This is a genomic window from Stenotrophomonas maltophilia, assembly GCF_003970865.1.
GTDB lineage: Bacteria > Pseudomonadota > Gammaproteobacteria > Xanthomonadales > Xanthomonadaceae > Stenotrophomonas > Stenotrophomonas maltophilia_AR.
In genome coordinates this window covers 1-18,278 of sequence record NZ_RXLZ01000042.1, presented here as the reverse complement: position 1 = coordinate 18,278, position 18,278 = coordinate 1, and the positions used below count along the sequence as shown (strand labels likewise).

10 protein-coding genes are annotated in these 18,278 nt (G+C 68.3%); 7 read left to right on the top strand and 3 right to left on the bottom strand.

The annotated features are described in order from the left end of the window. Positions 1–415: 415 nt before the first annotated feature. Positions 416–964 (bottom strand): Dps family protein, encoded by a 549-nt coding sequence (locus EKL94_RS14545; RefSeq protein WP_126929622.1) that lies wholly within the window; start codon positions 962–964, stop codon positions 416–418. Positions 965–1,050: 86 nt separating this feature from the next. Here EKL94_RS14545 and hrpA point away from each other — a divergent pair, with 86 nt between their 5' ends. Next, positions 1,051–5,133, top strand: a complete 4,083-nt coding sequence (gene hrpA / locus EKL94_RS14540; protein ID WP_126929621.1) for an ATP-dependent RNA helicase HrpA — start codon at positions 1,051–1,053, stop codon at positions 5,131–5,133. Positions 5,134–5,240: 107 nt separating this feature from the next. Here hrpA and EKL94_RS14535 read toward each other — a convergent pair whose 3' ends face one another. Continuing rightward, positions 5,241–5,777 (bottom strand): hypothetical protein, encoded by a 537-nt coding sequence (locus EKL94_RS14535; RefSeq protein WP_126929620.1) that lies wholly within the window; start codon positions 5,775–5,777, stop codon positions 5,241–5,243. 130 nt (positions 5,778–5,907) lie between these two features. Here EKL94_RS14535 and EKL94_RS14530 point away from each other — a divergent pair, with 130 nt between their 5' ends. Both EKL94_RS14530 and EKL94_RS14525 read left to right on the top strand, forming a co-directional pair. Continuing rightward, positions 5,908–8,064, top strand: coding sequence for a RelA/SpoT family protein (locus EKL94_RS14530; RefSeq protein ID WP_126929619.1), 2,157 nt, complete (start codon positions 5,908–5,910; stop codon positions 8,062–8,064). A 30-nt stretch (positions 8,065–8,094) separates the two neighbouring features. Beyond that, positions 8,095–9,660 carry a hypothetical protein gene (locus EKL94_RS14525; RefSeq protein WP_126929618.1) on the top strand — a complete coding sequence of 522 codons (1,566 nt, stop codon included), beginning with the start codon at positions 8,095–8,097 and terminating at the stop codon, positions 9,658–9,660. Here EKL94_RS14525 and EKL94_RS14520 read toward each other — a convergent pair. Then, a complete protein-coding gene (locus EKL94_RS14520) occupies positions 9,657–11,756 on the bottom strand; it encodes a glycosyltransferase (protein ID WP_126929617.1) in 2,100 nt (699 codons plus the stop codon). The genes EKL94_RS14525 and EKL94_RS14520 overlap by 4 nt on opposite strands. 96 nt (positions 11,757–11,852) lie before the next feature. Here EKL94_RS14520 and mrcB point away from each other — a divergent pair, with 96 nt between their 5' ends. From mrcB to tsaB, 4 genes are all read left to right on the top strand, one after another. After that, positions 11,853–14,291, top strand: coding sequence for a penicillin-binding protein 1B (gene mrcB / locus EKL94_RS14515; RefSeq protein ID WP_126929616.1), 2,439 nt, complete (start codon positions 11,853–11,855; stop codon positions 14,289–14,291). Beyond that, positions 14,288–14,824: a hypothetical protein gene (locus EKL94_RS14510; RefSeq protein ID WP_126929615.1), complete on the top strand. Its 537-nt coding sequence runs from the start codon at positions 14,288–14,290 to the stop codon at positions 14,822–14,824. Before mrcB ends, EKL94_RS14510 begins: the two co-directional genes overlap by 4 nt. Before the next feature lie 568 nt (positions 14,825–15,392). After that, on the top strand, positions 15,393–17,441 hold the full coding sequence (locus EKL94_RS14505) for a DNA repair helicase YoaA (RefSeq protein ID WP_126929614.1): 2,049 nt from the start codon (positions 15,393–15,395) through the stop codon (positions 17,439–17,441). A 9-nt stretch (positions 17,442–17,450) separates the two neighbouring features. Further along, the gene (gene tsaB / locus EKL94_RS14500; protein WP_126929613.1) at positions 17,451–18,164 is read left to right on the top strand and encodes a tRNA (adenosine(37)-N6)-threonylcarbamoyltransferase complex dimerization subunit type 1 TsaB; all 714 of its coding nucleotides are present in this window, start codon (positions 17,451–17,453) and stop codon (positions 18,162–18,164) included. Positions 18,165–18,278: the final 114 nt, after the last annotated feature.

Genomic DNA, 18,278 nt, shown 5'->3' with positions numbered 1-18,278 from the left:
ACACGCCGTAAACCCGTCCTTGGGGGCTCGATGGCGCCATCCATGGCGCCAACGGTCCTGCAAGCCCACACCGCCCCACCCTCGACAGATTCCGTGTGCTGTTGGTAGGTGTCGACCTTGGTCGACACATCTGTCAGATATCGAATGAATTCATCCGTGTCGACCAAGGTCGACACCTACCAGAGCGGACGCTGTTCCGGCAGATCGCGGAAAACTGTCGAAGGCGGGGTGGGTCCGGTGGCAGGGGTGTCCGCGGCATGGATGCCGCGGCCAAGCCCCCAAGGACGGGTTTACGGCGTCCCCTGCCACCGGACCCACCCCGCCAACCCACAGGAAACCAGCTTTTGCTCCGGCTGTTGCCGTTGCAGTTGCCTCTGCGGGTGCAGGGCGCAGCCCTGCCGAACACTCCCAACCCTTACTGGAGGAGTGAGCGCAGCATCCAGGCGTACTTCTCGTGGGTCTGCAGCCGCTGGGTCATCAGATCCTCGGTCGGGGCGTCGTCACCCTTGGCCGCCACCTCCAGCACTTCACGTGCCGTACGGCAGACCGCTTCGTTGGCGACCACCAACTGGCGTACCATTTCACGCCAGTCCGCACTGTCGGTCAGGCCCGGTTCCTCGGCGATCGAGGTCAGCGCAGCGAATTCCCGGTAGGAGCCCGGGGCATTGAAGCCCAGCGCGCGGATGCGCTCGGCCACGTCGTCCAGTGCCGCCCACTGCTCGGTGTACTGCGTCTCGAACATGGTGTGCAGCGAGTTGAACATCGACCCGGTCACGTTCCAGTGGAAGTTGTGCGTCTTCAGGTAGAGCGTGAACGCATCGGCCTGGAAGCGCGACAGACCGTCGGCGATCTTCTTGCGGTCGCCCTGGGTGATCCCGATATCGATGTTCGGCGCCGACGCTGCCGCCGCTGCAAGCTTCTGCTTGCCGGTCTTGGCCTTGGTCGTGCTCTTGGTCTTCGCCATGGGGTTCCTCCTTGTGGAATCGTTGGCCTTCACAATAAACCGGTCGTGATGACTGGTCGCTTTCAAAGTTTTGAACGAACCGATTGATGAACTCTATCGATAAAAATCCGCCGCCCCGCCTGCGCCAACAGCGCGCCGCCATCGACGGCGCCATGAGCCGCGACCGGGGCCGATTGCTGGGGATGCTCTCGCGTTGCCAGGCCAAGCCACAGGATGCGGCACTGGCCGCCACCTTCGAGCAGGCCTTGCAGGCGTCGGTGCAGCGCCGGATGACACGGGCGCAGCAGCAGCCGTCCATTACTCTGGACCCGCAGCTGCCGATTGCGCGTGAAGCCGATGCCATCATCGAGCTGATCCGCGACCACCAGGTCGTGGTGATCGCCGGTGAAACCGGCTCGGGCAAGACCACCCAGCTGCCGAAACTGTGCCTGGCCGCGGGCCGTGGCCAGGCTGGCATGATCGGCTGCACCCAGCCGCGACGGATTGCCGCACGTGCGGTGGCCAGCCGCGTGGCGCAGGAGCTGCAGAGCGAACTGGGCCAGCTGGTGGGCTACCAGGTGCGCTTCAACGACAAGGTCAGCGAAGACAGCCGCATCAAGTTCATGACCGACGGCATCCTGCTGGCGGAGATCGCCAGTGACCGCTGGTTGTCGAACTACGACACGATCATCGTCGACGAGGCGCACGAACGCAGCCTCAACATCGACTTCCTGCTGGGCTACCTGAAGCAGCTGCTGCGCAAGCGCCCGGACCTGAAGCTGATCGTCACCTCGGCCACCATCGACACCGAACGCTTCGCCCAGCATTTCGACAATGCGCCGGTGATCAGCGTCGAAGGCCGCACCTACCCGGTGGAAGTGCGCTACCGCGCGCTGGAAGGCGAGGGCGAAGACCAGGGCGAACGCACCGTCAACGACGCCATCGTGTCGGCCATCGACGAGATCACCCGCCTGGATGCGCGCGGCGACGTGCTGATCTTCCTGCCGGGCGAGCGCGAGATCCGCGATGCGCACCAGTCGCTGGAACGGCGCAAGTACCGCAATACCGAGGTGCTGCCGCTGTACGCGCGCCTGTCCAACCAGGACCAGGACCGGGTGTTCAATCCTGGGCCGAACCGGCGCATCGTGCTGGCCACCAACGTGGCGGAAACTTCGCTGACGGTGCCGCGCATCCGCTACGTGGTCGATCCGGGCTTCGCCCGCGTCAAGCGCTACAGCCCGCGCAACAAGCTGGACCGCCTGCACATCGAGCCGATCTCGCAGGCCAGCGCCAACCAGCGCAAGGGCCGCTGCGGCCGTATCGCCGAGGGCATCTGCTACCGACTGTACGCCGAGGCCGATTTCCAGGCGCGGCCGGAGTTCACCGATCCGGAAATCCGCCGCTCCAGCCTGGCCGGGGTGATCCTGCGCATGCTGCAGCTGGGCCTGGGCCGGATCGAGGAGTTCCCGTTCCTGGAGGCACCGGACGAGCGTGCGGTGGCCGATGGCTGGCAGCAACTGACCGAACTGGGCGCGATCGACGCCGAACGGCGCATGACCACCATCGGCAAGCAGATGGCACGCCTGCCGGTGGACGTGAAGCTGGCGCGCATGCTGGTGGCTGCGCAGGCCGCCGGCTGCCTGCGGCCGATGCTGGTGATCGCCTCGTTCCTGGGCATCCAGGACCCGCGCGAACGCCCACCCGAAGCGCGTGGTGCGGCCGACAGCGCGCATGCGCAGTTCGCCGATGGCCGCTCCGAGTTCGTTGGCGTGCTGCGCCTGTGGGATGCCTATCGGCAGGCCCACGAAGACCTGACCCAGTCCAAGCTGCGCGACTGGTGTGGCCGTCATTTCCTCGGCTTCCTGCGCATGCGCGAGTGGCGCGAGCTGCATCGCCAACTGCGGCTGCTGTGCGAGGAACTGGGCTGGAAGGAAGAGGCCATCGATGCGTCGATGGCGCCGCTGCTGGCCGGCAGCAGCGCACCGGCCCCGGCGCGGGACGATGCGGCGGCGGTGAAGGCCACCCGTGGCCAACTGCACCGCGCCGCGCGCCTGGCCCGCGAAGGCAAGGCTGAAGCCGCACCGGCGCCGGTGGCCGTGCGCGCGCAGAAGGAACAGGCGCCGGCCGGTGGGGGTTTCAGCGAACGCGTGCGCGCCGCCGCCTACCAGACCCTGCACCGGGCGCTGGTGGCGGGCCTGCCGACGCAGATCGGCCACCGTACCGAGAAGGGCGATTTCCAGGCGCCACGCCAGCGCCGCTTCCTGCCGTTCCCGGGTTCGGCGCTGTCCAAGCGCCCGCCGCCGTGGCTGCTGGTGGCCAACCTGCTGGACACGCAGAAGGTGTGGGGCATGACCCTGGCCGCGATCGAGCCGGACTGGGTGATCGCCGAGCTGCCGCACCTGCTGTTGCGCAAGCACTTCGACCCTCACTGGTCGCGCGCGCAGGGACAGGTGCTGGCGTCCGAGCAGATCAGCCTGTTCGGCCTGGTGCTGGCACCGAAAAAGCCGGTGCATTACGGCCGCATCGAACCGGGCGAAGCGCATGACATCTTCGTGCGCCAGGCACTGGTGACCGGCGAGATCAACACCCGCGCCAGCTTCGTGGCCGACAACCAGAAAGTGCTGGAGATCGCCCGCGAGGAAGAAGCCAAGCTGCGCCGCGCCGGCATCGTCGCCGACGAGGACTGGCAGGCGCGCTGGTACCTGGACCGGGTGCCGCCGCAGATCCATTCGGCGGCGGGGCTGGATACCTGGTGGAAGGGGCTGGCGCCGGAACAGCGCAAGACCCTGCACTGGTCGCTGGTCGACCTGTTGCCGGGCGAGGGCAGCGAACAGGAGCGCTACCCGAAGTACCTGGCGCTGGGCCAGGCACGGCTGCCGCTGCATTACCGCTTCGAGCCGGGTGCCGACGATGATGGCGTGACGCTGGACGTGCCGCTGCACCTGCTCAACGCGCTGGACCCGGTGCAACTGGGCTGGCTGGCGCCGGGTTTCGTCGCCGACAAGGCCTCGGCACTGATCCGCAGCCTGCCCAAGGTGATGCGGCGCAACTATGTGCCGGCGCCGGACTTCGGTCGCGCGTTCTACGAGGCATTCCCGCAGCCCAGCGCCGATGCCATCACCGGCGAGTTGGCGCGTTTCCTGTCACGCGCAACCGGCGCGACGGTGACCGCGCTGGATTTCGAGCCTAGTTCGATCGAGCCGCACCTGCACATGAACCTGCGGCTGCGCGATGAGCAGGGCAAGGTGCTGGCGACGTCGCGTGATCTGGACGCACTGCGCGCGAAGTTCGGCGGTCGTGCCGGCGATGCCTTCGCTGCACGCGCCGGCCGTGAGATGGCGGCCGATGGGCTGCGCACGTTCCCGGCCACACCGGTTCCGCTGCAGGTGCCTGGCGAGGCCGGTGTACCGGCCTATCCGGCGTTGCTGGACGAGGGCGACAGCGTTGCGCTGCGCATCTTCGCCGATCGGCAGCAGGCGCAGGAGGCCCATCCGCTGGGCGTACGCCGCCTGCTGGAAATCGCCCTGGCCGAGAAGGTGAAGCAGGCACGCAAGCAGTTGCCGGTTGGGGCCAAGACCGGCCTGCTGTATGCCGCGATCGAATCGCAGGAGCGCCTGCGCGGTGACCTGGTCGATGCGGCGATGAACGCGGTGCTGGCCGAGGGCCTGGAAGACATCCGCGATGCGGCTACCTTCGAGCATCGACGCGAGCATGCGGCCAAGGCCCTGTTCGGTGAGGCCATGTCGCGACTGAAGCTGGCTGAATCCATCCTGGCGCTGGTGGCGGAACTCAAGCCGATGCTGGAAGCGCCGTTGATGGGCTGGGCGCGCGGCAACCTGGACGACATGGAAGCGCAGCTGGTCGGCCTGATCCATCCCGGCTTCCTGCGCGATACGCCAGCCGACGCGCTGGCGCAGTACCCACGCTATCTGAAAGCGATGATCCTGCGCACCGAGCGTGCCAAGCGTGATCCGCCACGTGACCAGGCACGCATGCTGGAACTGCATCCGTTCCTGGAAGCGCTGGAAGTGGGTGAGCAGCAGGGCCTGCGCGAGCGTCCGCAATGGCAGGCGCTGCGCTGGGATCTGGAAGAGCTGCGGGTGTCACTGTTCGCGCAGGAGCTGGGTGCACGCACCGGCATTTCGGCGAAGAAGCTGGCGCAGCGGGTGACCGCATTGCGCCAGGCGTGAATCCGGTCCTGTAGAGCCGAGCCGGCGCTCGACTGCTGGCGATGGACGCTGGCGGTCCATCGGAAAGCAGCCGAGCATCCGCCAGGCCCCACAGGACGGATAAGCCGTTACTTGGTACGGCGCACCTTCGGTTGAACGTTCACGCCTTCGATCTTCATGTACCAGACACCGAGCATTCCGGGCTTGATACTGACGTTTGGCGACTGCTTGCGTACCCCTGGGGTCGTGGAAGTGTCGGTCTGCTCCCATTCCTGGCCGTTGTCCAGCACGTAGACGCGGCCTTTGCCGAAGCCGCGGAATTCGCCCTGCAGCACGCCGGTGATCGGCTCGCTGCTGCCGAAATCGAAGAAGCCGCGATTCTTCACGATCACTTCCTGACGGCCTTCCTCGCGCGCCGATTCCCGTACGGCGGCAACCGCCTGGGTGGTGGCCGCTTCGACCTTGCCCTGCAGCCAGCGGTTCAGCGTGGCCAGTTCCTGCGCGCTGAGCTTGTCCAGGCCAGCAGCCTTGAACTCGGCCGGCGACATCTGCTGCTGCAGGTCACCCTCCACCACGCGCTGGGCCAGCGCAGGCGCCGACAGGGACAGCAGCAGTGCGGCACAGGCCAGCAGCCGTAGGCGGAAACGCGGGACGATCGAGGACATGTCGGGACTCTCCTGGGTTTGCCCGCGAGTGTAGCGGTATGTCTTCATGCCGGGTGATGGTGGCCGCGGTGATTGTCCCTGAACGGCGCCGGCGCTAGTGTAGAGGCCTCTGTCTTGCCTGCTCGATGCTGTGAACCGCGCTTCCGTCCCCGGCCTGGATGCCTTGTTGAACCGTCCCTCGGCAGCCGTGCTGCCTGCTCCGCTGCGCCAGGCCCTGCGCGGGCACTGGGAAGCACCGGAGTGCGATCACCAGATGCGCGCCAGCTGGTCGGTGCTGGGTGACACCCTCGACGCACTGGCGATGCTCTCCGCCGACGAAGGCGCGGTGGTCGCGGCCCTGCTGTTCGACCTGCCTGGCCTGCGGGCGAGCCTGGAACAGCTGCCGCTGGGCAACCACAAGGCCGCGGTGATCGGCCTGCTTGATGGCCAGGACGCCGCCGACCCGGTCTGGGCGCTGCATGCCGGCCGTGAGGCAGGGCGCAACAGCGAGGGCCTGCGCCGGCTGCTGCTGGCGATCATCCGCGACCTGCGGGTGGTGCCCATCCTGCTGGCCCGGCAGCTGGCGCGCATGCGTGCGGCCGACAAGCTGGATGACGAGCAACGCCGCGCGCTGGCGCAGCTGACACGCGACATCCACGCGCCATTGGCCAACCGGCTGGGCATCTGGCAGCTGAAGTGGGAACTGGAGGACCTGGCGTTCCGCCACCTGGAACCGGAGACCTACCGGCGCATTGCGCGGGAGGTGGACGAAACCCGCATCGCCCGCGAGCGTTACGTCGAGAACGTCAAGAAGGTGCTGTCGCGCGAGCTGGTCGCGCAGGGCATCAAGGCCGAGGTCAGTGGCCGCCCGAAGCACATCTACAGCATCTGGCGGAAGATGCAGAAGAAGCGGCTGGCGTTCGACCAGCTGTACGACATCCGTGCGGTGCGCGTCATGGTTGACGATGTCGCCGGCTGCTACGCCGCGCTGGGCGTGGTGCATGCACTCTGGGCGCCGGTGCCGAGCGAGTTCGACGATTACATCGCCCGCCCGAAGGCCAACGACTACCGTTCGCTGCATACCGCCGTGGTCGGCCCGGAAGGGCGCACCATCGAAGTGCAGATCCGTACTCACGAGATGCATTCGCAGGCCGAGCTGGGCGTGGCCGCGCACTGGAAGTACAAGGAAGGCGGCAAGGGCGCGGAGAAGTCCTTCGACCGCAAGATCACCTGGATGCGCCAGCTGCTGGAGCAGGCGCAGGACGGGCAGGGCAATGAACTGGCCGGGGCGCTCGATGCCGAGCTGACCGAGGACCGGGTCTATGCACTGAGCCCGAAGGATGAGGTGCTGGACCTGCCGCAGGGCGCCACGCCGCTCGATTTCGCCTACCAGGTGCACACCATGGTTGGCCACCGCTGCCGCGGCGCCAAGGTCAACGGTCGCATCGTGCCGCTGACCTATCGCCTGCGCAGCGGCGACCGCGTCGAGATCCTGACCGGCAAGGAGGCCGACCCGCGCCGCGACTGGCTGATGCCGGCCAACGGCTTCCTGGCCAGCAACCGCTCGCGGGAGAAGGTGCGCAGCTGGTTCCACAAGCTGGACCGCGCGCGCAACGTGCAGGCCGGGCGCGAACTGCTCGAGCGCGAGCTGAAGCGTCTGGGCCTGCAGCATTCGGATCTGGCGGTGGCGGCGAAGAAGTTCCATGCCGACAGCGTTGATGACCTCTACATCCAGGTGGCGCTGGGCGATACCGGCCCGAACCAGGTCAGCCGTACCCTGCTGGAAGCCGAACGTGCAGCGAGCCAGCCAGCGCCCGCGCCGACCCTGCCGCGGCCGACCGCGCGCCGCGAGAACCTGGGCAAGTCCAAGTTCACCGTGCAGGGCGTGGGCAACCTGCTGGTACAGCTGGCACGCTGCTGCCAGCCGGTGGCTGGCGAGCCGATCGTCGGCTACCTGACCCGTAGCCGCGGTGTCACCGTGCATCGTGCAGACTGTGCCGCGCTGGCCCGGCTGGCAGCCACCAGCCCGCAGCGCATCCTGCCGGTGGAGTGGGGCCAGGCTGGCGGCGGCTACGAAGTGGACGTGGTGGTCACTGCAGTCGACCGCCGCTGGCTGCTGAAGGACATCACCAACCTGATCGCCCAGGAAGACGCCTACGTGCTCGACATCCACAGTGACAACGTACGCAACAGTGGCCGTGCCCACCTGCGCCTGCGTCTGAAGGTGAGCGACTACGGCCAGCTGTCGACCCTGCTGGGCAAGCTGGATGCGCTGCCCGGCGTGAGCGAGGCGCGTCGCCTCGGCTGAGCTTCACGCTGCCCCGGCTACCCTGCACGCATGGAACGCGAGCCCCCGCATCGCCCGCATGGCGCTGAACATCCTGCGCTGGACCGCGTCCGCCGCGAAGGCCGTTGGTGGTGGCTGCAGGCACGCCACGCGCGCCGGGTGTGGCGCTGGGCGCTGCTCGCGGCGCTGGCGGTGTTCGTACTGCTGGTGCTGCTGCGCAAGCCGTTGGCCGACTGGTTCTGGGATGAGCCGCAGATCGAACAGCTGCTGGCCGAAGGCGATCGCGCACTGGCGGCGGGCCGGCTGAGTGCCGCCGATGGCAGTGGTGCACGCGAGCGCTACCAGGCCGTGCTGGCGCTGGATGGTGATCGTCCTCAGGCTCGCGAAGGGCTGGCCCGTACCGGCGCCGCGGCCCTGCAGCAGGCCAGCGAAAAACTGCAGACCAACGACCTCGAGGGCAGTGCGCAGGCGCTGGCACTGGCCCGGGAGCTGCAGGTGCCGCAGGGCGATGCTGACGCCGTGGCACGCCAGCTGCAGGCCCGGCGCAGTGCAGGTGCCGGCATCGGTGCACTGCTGGCGCAGGCGCGCAACGCCTTTGCAGCGGGCCGGCTGGACGAAGGTGACAGCAGCGCGCTGCCCCTGTTCCAGCGCATCCTGGCATTGCAGCCGGACAATCTCCCGGCGCTGGAAGGTCGCGAGGACGCACTGAGCGATCTGCTGCAGCAGGCCCGCATCCTGGCCGGGCGCGGCGAGCTGGCCGAGGCAGCCGCGATACTGCAGCGTGCGCGCCAGTTCGATGCCGGCCATGCCGATCTGCCCGCCAGCCAGGAAGCATTGGCACAGGCTGTCGACCAGCGCCTGCGCCAGGCTCAGCGCGCTTTGCAGCGCCGGCAGCTGGAATCCGCAGCGAAGGGATTCCTCGCCGTGCTGGCAGTGGTGGTTGATGATTCCAGTGCCCAGCGCGGCCGCGAACAGACCTTGCAGGCGGTGCTGGCACGCAGCCAGAAGCATGCCGACGATTTCCAGTTCGAAGCGGCGCAGGCCGATGCCGCGCTGGCGGCGGAACTGGGTGCTTCGCCGGCCGCGCAACAGCAGCTCGCGCAACGCCTGCAGCGCGCACAACAGGCGCAGAAGGCGCTGCAGCAGCCGGCGGTCAGCAACACGCAGCGCGAGCGCCAACTGCGCGACCACCTGCGCAGGATCGAGCGCGCCGAACGTGCCGGGCAATGGATCAGCCCCCCCGGCCACAGTGCGTTCGACGCGTTGCGCGAGGCGCAGTCACTGGCGCCTCGCGATGCGCGGGTGAAGGCTGCCGCAGCGCGGCTGCTGCCCGCCAGTCGCCGCTGCTTCGACGACAACCTGCGGCAGAACCGCGTGCAGGCCGCAGGTGCCTGCCTGCAGGCCTGGCAGACGCTGTCGCCGACCGCGGCCGGGCTCCCCTCGGCGCGCCTGCGCCTGGCCCAGCGCTGGCTGGCGATCGGCAGCGAACGGCTCGGCAACGGCGACCTGGCTTTCGCGGCGCATGCCGCCGAACAGGCCCGTTTGCTGCAACCGGACCTGGCCGAGCTGCCAGCGTTCGAAGACCGCCTGCGCCGCGCTGGCGGGCGCCCGGATTAGGTGAAGAACACCCGCTGCACGGTTGCGCGGGCAGCGTCCAGCGAGAAGTGCTCTGCGATGTTGGCCAGGCCGGCATCGGACAGCTGCTGCCACAGCTGCGGATCCTGGTACAGGCGGACCACCGCATCGACGAAGCCCGCCGCATCATCGGCCACCAGCACGTCCTGGCCCGGGTGCAGGTGCATCCCTTCCACGGCGCAGGTGGTACCGACCACCGGCTGGCCATGGGCCATGCTCAGGTTGATCTTGCCCTTCACGCCGGCGCCGAAGCGCAGCGGCGCGATGGAAATGCGTGCGCCGTCCATGTAGGGTGTGATGTCCTCGACGAAACCGTGCATCTGCACGCCGGGCTGGCGTGCGGCCAATGCCAGCAGCGATTCGGGTGTGGCGGCACCGATGCAGTGCAGGCGTACATCGGGCAGACGGGCGCGGATGCCGGCGAAGACTTCGCCGATGAACCACTCCATGGCATCCAGGTTCGGCGGATGGCGGAAGCCGCCGACAAACACCAGATCATGGCGCTGTTCGAACGGCTTGCCGGCGCCGGCGACGTCGTGCAGGTTGGAGATCAGCTCCACCTGCACGGACGGGGCGTCGGCCTGCAGCTGCTCGCGCTCGGCGGCACTGACCAGCACCGTGACGTCGCACTGCTCCATCACCGCCAGCTCGCTGGCGCGGGTGCGCTCGGCGGCGCGCAGCAGCCCGGCATCACCGGCGACTTCGGCACCACGACGTTCGCGCAGATAGTGCAGGTCCACGGTGTCGAACACGGTGCGGGCCTGCGGCGCATAGCGCTTCAGCAGCGGCAGGCACTCGTGGGCGACATGGTGGCGGACCAGCAGCGCCACGTGGAAACGCGCACCGTGCGTTCGCAGCCAGCTGGCGACGCCATCGAGGAACGGTGCATACCAGACTTCCACGCCCATCCGCTGCAATGCTTCGGTGGCGGCACCGCCATGTTCGCGGCGGGTGGGGACAAACACCACATGAGCGCCGCCCTGCAGCAGCAGGCGGATCAGGTTCACCTGGCGCAGCGACGCGGAATCGCGATCCGGCCGCGGTACTTCCTCGTCCAGGATCAGCACCTGGCGTCGGCCACGCAGCAGCAGCGCCGGCGACGGCACTTCGCCCACCGCCGGATGGCGGGCCAGCTCGGCGGCCCAGCGGGCAGCGAAGATGGCCTGGTTGCGCACCTGGTAGGCCTTCACCCCACTGCCGGTGTCGGTGCCGTTGCTGGTGCCTTCGTCGTGGATCACCCGGCTGGCCGGCTGAACCAGAACACGCAGGCCCTGTGCACGCACGCGGAAAGCCAGGTCGGTGTCCTCGTAGTAGGCCGGTTTGTAGCGGGTATCGAAGCCATCCAGCTGCTGCCAGAGGGCGCGCGGCAGCATCAGCGCCGCACCGGAGCAGTAGTCGACGTCGCGCAGGCTGGCAAAACGCGGGTCGTCCGCCGCCTCGAAACGGCCGTAGCTCCAGCCACTGCCGTTGGCGAAGATCACGCCCCCTGATTCCTGCAGGCGGCCATCCGGGTACAACAGCTGGCTGCCGACCAGGCCGGCGTCGGGCGTGCTGGCGAACGTGTCCAGCAGAGCGTCGAGCCAGCCCGGCTGCGGCACCGTATCGTTGTTGAGCAGCACCACGTAGCGGCCGCGTGCGCGCGACACGCCATCGTTGCAGGCCTCGATGAAGCCGCCGTTGTGCTCGCGCACTTCATAACGCAGCCCGGCGACCTGTGGCATCCACTGCACGGTGGCGTCGCTGCTGCCGTCATCCACGACCAGGATCTCGCACGCGGCCAGCGGCCGATGTGCCGCCAGGGCGCGCAGGCAGGCCAGGGTGTGGCCGACGTGGTTGTAGACCGGGATGACGATGCTCACTTCCGGCGTCTCGCTGAACGGCACCGTGAAGGGGGCGAAATCCTGTGCCGGCGGCAGGAACAGCGGCGTTCGCGGCGCAGGTACGGCGCGCTGGGTATGCACGCGGATGCGCTGCCAGGTCGCCCGCCACCCACGGGTACGCAGGCTGGCCAGGCTCCGGCGGGCCAGGCCCGTGAGGCGGTTGATCAGGTATCGGATCTCGGCCAGGGACATCGCCATCCGGTTGCAACTCCAGCTTAAGCAGGGGAACCCGGGAGAATTCGCCAGCCGCAGCGGCTGGGGTAGACTCGCCAGACCCTACATTCTCGCATTCCCGTGCCCCGACGCTACGATTCCGACGACATCGACGATTTCGACGACGACGACCAGCAGGACAACGGCCCGCTGTGGCGGCGCCGGCTGATCACCTGGAGCATGGCTGCGGTCGCGTTGGGATTGGGTTTCCTCATTCCCTATACGCTGTACCTGAACCAGCAGGTGACCCAGCGTTTCGGCGAACTGCGCTGGCAGATCCCGACGCGCGTCTATGCGCGCCCGCTGGTGCTCACCCCCGGCAAGGCGATGGATGCGTCCACGCTGAAGACCGAGCTGGCCGCCTCCGCCTACCGCGATGACGGCCAGGGCAAGGAGCCGGCCACCTATGCGGTGAACGGCGGGCGCTTCGTCATCTCCAGCCGCGGCTACAACGACGTCGATGGCCGGGTTGCCCCGCGCCGGCTCGAGCTGTCGCTGGCCGATGGTGCGGTCGCCTCGCTGCGCGACGCCGACAACCGCAAGGCCCTGAAGGCCGCACGGTTGGACCCGGCCCGCATCGCCACCCTGTACGGCCAGAAGCAGGAAGAACGCCGCCTGATCCGCATGGACGAGGCGCCGGACCTGCTGGTGACCGGCCTGCAGGCGGTGGAGGACAAGGACTTCAACCGCCACCACGGCATCGACCTGTCCGGCATCGCGCGCGCGGTGTGGGTGACCATCCGCTCCGGTGGCCAGAGCCGCCAGGGCGCCTCCACGCTGACCCAGCAGCTGGCCCGCAGCGGCCTGCTCGGCATCGGCAAGGAGCAGACGGTCACCCGCAAGTTCAACGAAGTGCTGTACGCGCTGATCATGGAAGCGCGCTACGACAAGCGCACCATCTTCGAGGCCTACCTCAACCAGGTGTACCTGGGCCAGCGTGGCAGCCAGGCGATCCATGGCATGTCCTCTGGCGCCGAGTTCTGGTTCGGCCGCGACCTGCAGTCGCTGGAGACCGAGCAGATCGCGTTGCTGATCGGCCTGGTCAAGGGGCCGTCCTTCTACGACCCGCGGCGCAATCCGGAACGCGCACTGGATCGCCGCAACTTCGTGCTGGGCAAACTGCACGAAGCCACGCTGATCGATGACGCCGAGTACCAACGTGCGTTGAAGGCCCCACTGGGCGTGCCCAAGACGCCGGGCCTGGTTGCCGCCAACCGCTTCCCCGCCTATGTCGATCTGGTCCGCCGCCAGCTGGGCCATGACTATCCGGAATCGGCCCTGCAGGGCGCCGGCCTGAGCGTGATGACCGGCATGTCGCCGTCCGCGCAGGCCTATGCCGAAGGCGCGGTGACCCGCACCATCAAGTCGCTGGAGAGCAAGCGTCGCCCCGAACTGCAGGCCGGCATGGTGCTGACCGACGTGCACAACGGTGACGTGCTGGCGGTGATCGGCAGCCGTGAGGTGTCCGAGGTCGGCTTCAATCGAGCGATCGAAGCACAGCGCCCGGTCGGCTCGCTGCTCAAGCCTTTCGTGTACCTGCTGGCGCTGGCGCAGCCGGACCGCTACTCGCTGGCCAGCTGGGTCGACGATTCGCCGGTGACGGTGCAGCTCGGCCGTGGCCGCAACTGGAACCCGGGCAACGCGGACAACCGCAGCCACGGCACCGTGCGCCTGATCGACGCGCTGGCGCATTCCTACAACCAGGCCACGGTGCGCGTGGGCATGCAGGTCGGCCCCGAGCGTGTGACCCAGCTGATCCACGTACTGGCCGGCATCAAGGCCGAGGCCAACCCGGCGGTGATCCTCGGTTCGACCGACCAGAGCCCGTACGCGATGGCACAGCTGTACCAGTTCCTCGCGTCCGGCGGCGAGATCCAGCCGTTGCATGCGGTGCGTGGCGTGCTCGATCCGCAGGGCAAGCTGCTCAAGCGTTATGACAAGACCCCGGCACCGGCGCAGGAAGGCGACTCGATTGCCGCCAACCTGATCAGTGTCGGCCTGCAGCAGGTGGTTGCCAGCGGCACTGCGCAGCGGCTCAACGCCGATGGCCTCGGCCGCCTGCAGCCGGCCGGCAAGACCGGTACCACCAACGATGGCCGCGACAGCTGGTACGCCGGTTACACCGGCGATCATCTGGCGGTGATCTGGATCGGCAACGACCAGAACGAGCAGGCCGGCCTGTACGGCGCCACCGGTGCGATGCGGGTCTGGTCGGGCATCTTCCAGCGCCTGCCAAGTGCGCCGCTGCGGGTCAGCAACAAGGGCCTGGACTGGCAGTCGGTGGTGCCCACCGGCCTCAACAGCACGGATGAAGGCTGCCCGGGCGCGCGTCGTTTCCCGTTCGTGGTGGGCTATGCGCCGGCCTATGCGCCGTGTGCGCCGGCGGTGTCGCCGGACGGGCAGGGTGCCGAAGGCGAGGGCGGTGGCTGGCGCAGCTGGTTCGGCCTGGACCGCAAGCCGGAAGCGCCTGCCGAACCTGCCGCGGCGCCCGCCGCCGCCACTCCTCCCCCGAGCCGATGATGCCGATGAACATGCGATCCCTGCTGCAGCCCCTGGCCCTGACCGGCCTCAGCCTGGCCCTGGCCGCCTGCGTGAGCAGTGCACCGCCGGTGGTCAAGCCGATCGATACCACTACGCCGGCACAGCGCCTGGCTGCGGTGGATGCGGCCGCAGGTCCTGACGACAAGGAGCTGTCGGTGCAGCCGCTGCGTGATTCGCAGGTGGAAGACCTGCGGGTGACCGCGCTGGCGCAACGCCAGGCGAACGACCTGTCCGGTGCCGCCAGCAGCCTGGACCATGCGCTGGACATCGTAGCGGGTGACCCGGCGGTGCTGCAGGAACGTGCCGAACTGGCGCTGCTGCAGGGGCAGTGGGCGCAGGCGGAGACGTTCGCGCGCAAGGCGGTGGATCTGGGCTCGAAGACGGGGCCGCTGTGCCGGCGGCACTGGGCGACGATCGAGCAGTCGCGCCTGGCACGGGGCGAGAAGGAGAACGCGGTGTCGGCGCATGCGCAGCTGGAAGGCTGCACGGTGCCGGGGATCAAGCGGTACTGAGTTATTCCACTCCATCGGGCGCTGCCCCCTCTGCGGCGCGCGCTCGCACTGATGGATGCTGGTGATGGGCCGGGTAGGTGGGGCGTGCAGGACACGCCGTAAACCCATCCTTGGGGGCTCGATGGCGCCATCCATGGCGCCAACGGTCCTGCACGCCCCACCCACCCGGCCTGCCATACATCGCGGGGGCCGCAGGCAAGAACAAAATCAAAATCAAAAGCGGGTCGCACGCTGCGCGTGCTCGCGGTAGTTCATCCTCTTTCCCCGTTCCCTCCACCGCTTTTTGACATCCCACTCGAGCAAGCTCGACGCTACGAAGTGCGTCCGTCCGTCACCGGGACACTGTCGAAGGCGGGGGACTGTGGGTTTGCGGGGTGTCCGCGGCATGGATGCCGCGGCCAAGCCCCGGGGGTCACTTCAAGGACGGGTTTACGGCGTCCCCGCAAACCCACAGTCCCCCGCCAGCCCTCAGTGCAACCCAGAGCCGTGAACAGCGCCGTTGCCGTTGCTGGTGCTCTGGCTTGAAACGGGTGCCGGGCAGCGCCCGGCCGGGTATCCTTTCCCTCTGATGTCCGACCTTGTCCATGCCAGCCGTGAAGCCCTCAGCGACGGCGGCGCGCTCGCCTCGCACCTGGATGCATTCGTCCCGCGTCCGGCACAGCTGCACCTGACCGAAGCCATCGCCGATGCGCTGCAGCAGCGTGACCTGCTGCTGGCCGAGGCCGGTACCGGCACCGGCAAGACGTTTGCCTACCTGGTGCCGGTGCTGCTGTCCGGGCTGCGCACCATCATCTCCACCGGTACCCGCGCGCTGCAGGACCAGCTCTACCACCGCGATCTGCCACGGGTGCGCCAGGCACTCGGTGTCGGCCTGCGCAGTGCGCTGCTGAAGGGACGCGCGAATTACCTGTGCCGCTATCGCCTGCAGCAGGCGCGGGGCGAGCCGCGTTTTTCCAGCCCCGAACAGGCCGCGCAGTTCCAGCGGATCCTGGCCTGGTCCGGTCGTTCGGAGTTCGGTGACATCGCCGAACTGGAAGGCCTGGCCGATGATTCGCCGCTGCTGCCGATGGTCACTTCCACTGTCGACAACTGCCTGGGTACCGACTGCCCGTTCTGGGATGACTGCTTCGTGGTGCGCGCGCGGCAACGCGCGCAGGCTGCCGATGTGGTGGTGGTCAACCATCATCTGCTGCTGGCCGATCTGGCCCTGAAGCAGGATGGTTTCGGTGAATTGCTGCCGGGGGCGCAGGCCTTCGTCATCGACGAGGCACACCAGTTGCCCGAACTGGCCGCGCAGTTCTTTGGCGAAGGTTTTGGCATGCGCCCGTGGCAGGAACTGGGCCGCGACTGCCTGGCCGAAGCGCGCGGCGTCGGGGGCGCGCAGTCGGCGCTGCAGGAACCGGTCGACCAGTTGCAGCAGGCGCTGCTGGCGCTGCGTTCGGCGATGGAGGGACTGCCGCCGCGTGGCACGCAATGGCGCGCGTTGGCGATGCCGCAGGTGCGCGACGGATTCGATACGGTGATGGCGGGGTTGGTGACCCTGGAGCAGGCACTGCAGCCGCTGCGCGAAGCCGCGGCGGGTCTGGATGCCTGTCATGCGCGGGCGCGTGAGGCGGTCTCGCGGCTCAGCCGCTGGTTGGGCGATGATGAGCCCACGCTCGACTTCGATACCGATCCGGCGGACACAGCCAATGCCGCTGATGTGCTCTGGTACGAGCTCACCCCGCGTGGTTTCCGCTGCCAGCGCACGCCGATGGATGTGTCCGGCCCGCTGCGCGAGCATCGCGAGCGCAGTCGCGCGGCATGGATCTTCACCTCGGCGACGCTGACCGTGGGCGGTGGCTTCGACCACATCGCCACCCGCCTGGGCCTGGACGATCCGCACACGCTGGTCCAGCCGAGTCCGTTCAATTGGCCCGAGCAGGCATTGTGCTACCTGCCCGAGGGCCTGCCCGATCCGGCGGCGCGCGGATTCGGCACCGCGCTGATCCAGACCCTGCGGCCGGTGTTGCAGGCCTCGCAGGGCAGGGCGTTCCTGTTGTTCGCCTCGCACCGTGCATTGCGCGAGGCCGCCGAGGCACTGCGTGATGGGCCATGGCCGTTGTTCGTGCAGGGCGAGGCGCCGCGCGCGACACTGCTGCAGCGTTTCCGCGAATCGGGCAATGGCGTGCTGCTGGGCTCGGCCAGTTTCCGCGAGGGCGTGGACGTGGTGGGCGAGGCGCTGAGCGTGGTGATGATCGACAAGCTGCCGTTCGCGGCACCGGACGATCCGGTGTACGAGGCACGGCTGGAGGCGATCCGCAGCCAGGGCGGCAATCCGTTCCGCGATGAGCAGCTGCCGCAGGCGGTGATTGCGCTGAAACAGGGCGTCGGCCGCCTGATCCGCAGCGAGAGCGACCGTGGTGTGTTGGTGTTGTGCGATCCGCGCCTGCTCAACCGTGGCTACGGCCGGGTCTTCCTCGATTCACTGCCGCCGTTCCGCCGTACCAGCAGCCTGGCCGATGTGCAGGCCTTCTTTACGCCACAATGGGCGCCCGTGGCCGATGATGCGGCTGCCCCGGCCGCTGTTGCGACCGGCCCCGAGCCAGCGCCCGGTGCCACGTTCCCCCTGTTCTGACCCGATCCGATGAAACTGCTCGCCTTTGAAACCGCCACCGAAGCCTGTTCCGTTGCCCTGCATGTCGATGGGCAGGTGCTGGAACGCTTCGAGATCGCCCCGCGCCGGCATGCCGAACTGAGCCTGCCGTGGGCCGAGGCGCTGCTGGCCGACGCCGGCATCAGCCGCCGCCAGCTGGACGGCATTGCGCTCAGCCGTGGCCCCGGTGCGTTCACCGGCGTGCGCCTGGCGATCGCCATTGCCCAGGGCATCGCACTGGCCCTGGACCGCCCGCTGTTGCCGGTCTCGACGCTGCAGGTGCTGGCGCTGCGGGCACCGGCAGAAGAAACGCAGATCCTGTCGGCGATCGATGCACGGATGGGCGAGCTGTATGTCGCGCGCTTTGAACGTGTAGACGGCCTGCCGGTGGCACGTGATGCCGAGCGCGTGTGCGCACCCGCTGCGGTTGCGCTGCCGGAAGGGATGTCGGCCTACGGTGTCGGCACCGGTTTCGGTGCAGCCGAGGGGGCATTGGTGACCCAGCTGGGCAACGGCCTGCGCGGCTTTGATGCGACGGCGCTGCCGCGGGCATCGGATGTGTTGGCACTGGCGGTGCCGGCGTTCGCTCGCGGCGAAGCCATTGCACCGGAGAAGGTCGAGCCGGCGTACCTGCGCGACAACGTGGCACTGACCCTGGCCGAGCAGCAGGCCGCGCGCGAGGCGAAGGCGAAGGCCAACGGCTGAGCCCTTGTACAAATTCCCGGGCCCCATGAACGACCCCCTCACCTGTTTCCGTGCTTACTCTTTAAAAAAGAAAAAACCAGCAGAGATACAGGTGCGCGAATGATACCAACATCA

What these genes read in the sequence shown, in the direction of transcription:
- hrpA (WP_126929621.1), top strand. Translation starts at nt 1,051, where the DNA reads ATGAACTCTATCGATAAAAATCCGCCGCCCCGCCTGCGCCAACAGCGC.
- EKL94_RS14510 (WP_126929615.1), top strand. Translation starts at nt 14,288, where the DNA reads ATGATGCCGATGAACATGCGATCCCTGCTGCAGCCCCTGGCCCTGACC.
- EKL94_RS14520 (WP_126929617.1), bottom strand. Translation starts at nt 11,756, where the DNA reads ATGGCGATGTCCCTGGCCGAGATCCGATACCTGATCAACCGCCTCACG.
- EKL94_RS14545 (WP_126929622.1), bottom strand. Translation starts at nt 964, where the DNA reads ATGGCGAAGACCAAGAGCACGACCAAGGCCAAGACCGGCAAGCAGAAG.
- EKL94_RS14535 (WP_126929620.1), bottom strand. Translation starts at nt 5,777, where the DNA reads ATGTCCTCGATCGTCCCGCGTTTCCGCCTACGGCTGCTGGCCTGTGCC.
- tsaB (WP_126929613.1), top strand. Translation starts at nt 17,451, where the DNA reads ATGAAACTGCTCGCCTTTGAAACCGCCACCGAAGCCTGTTCCGTTGCC.
- EKL94_RS14525 (WP_126929618.1), top strand. Translation starts at nt 8,095, where the DNA reads ATGGAACGCGAGCCCCCGCATCGCCCGCATGGCGCTGAACATCCTGCG.
- EKL94_RS14505 (WP_126929614.1), top strand. Translation starts at nt 15,393, where the DNA reads ATGTCCGACCTTGTCCATGCCAGCCGTGAAGCCCTCAGCGACGGCGGC.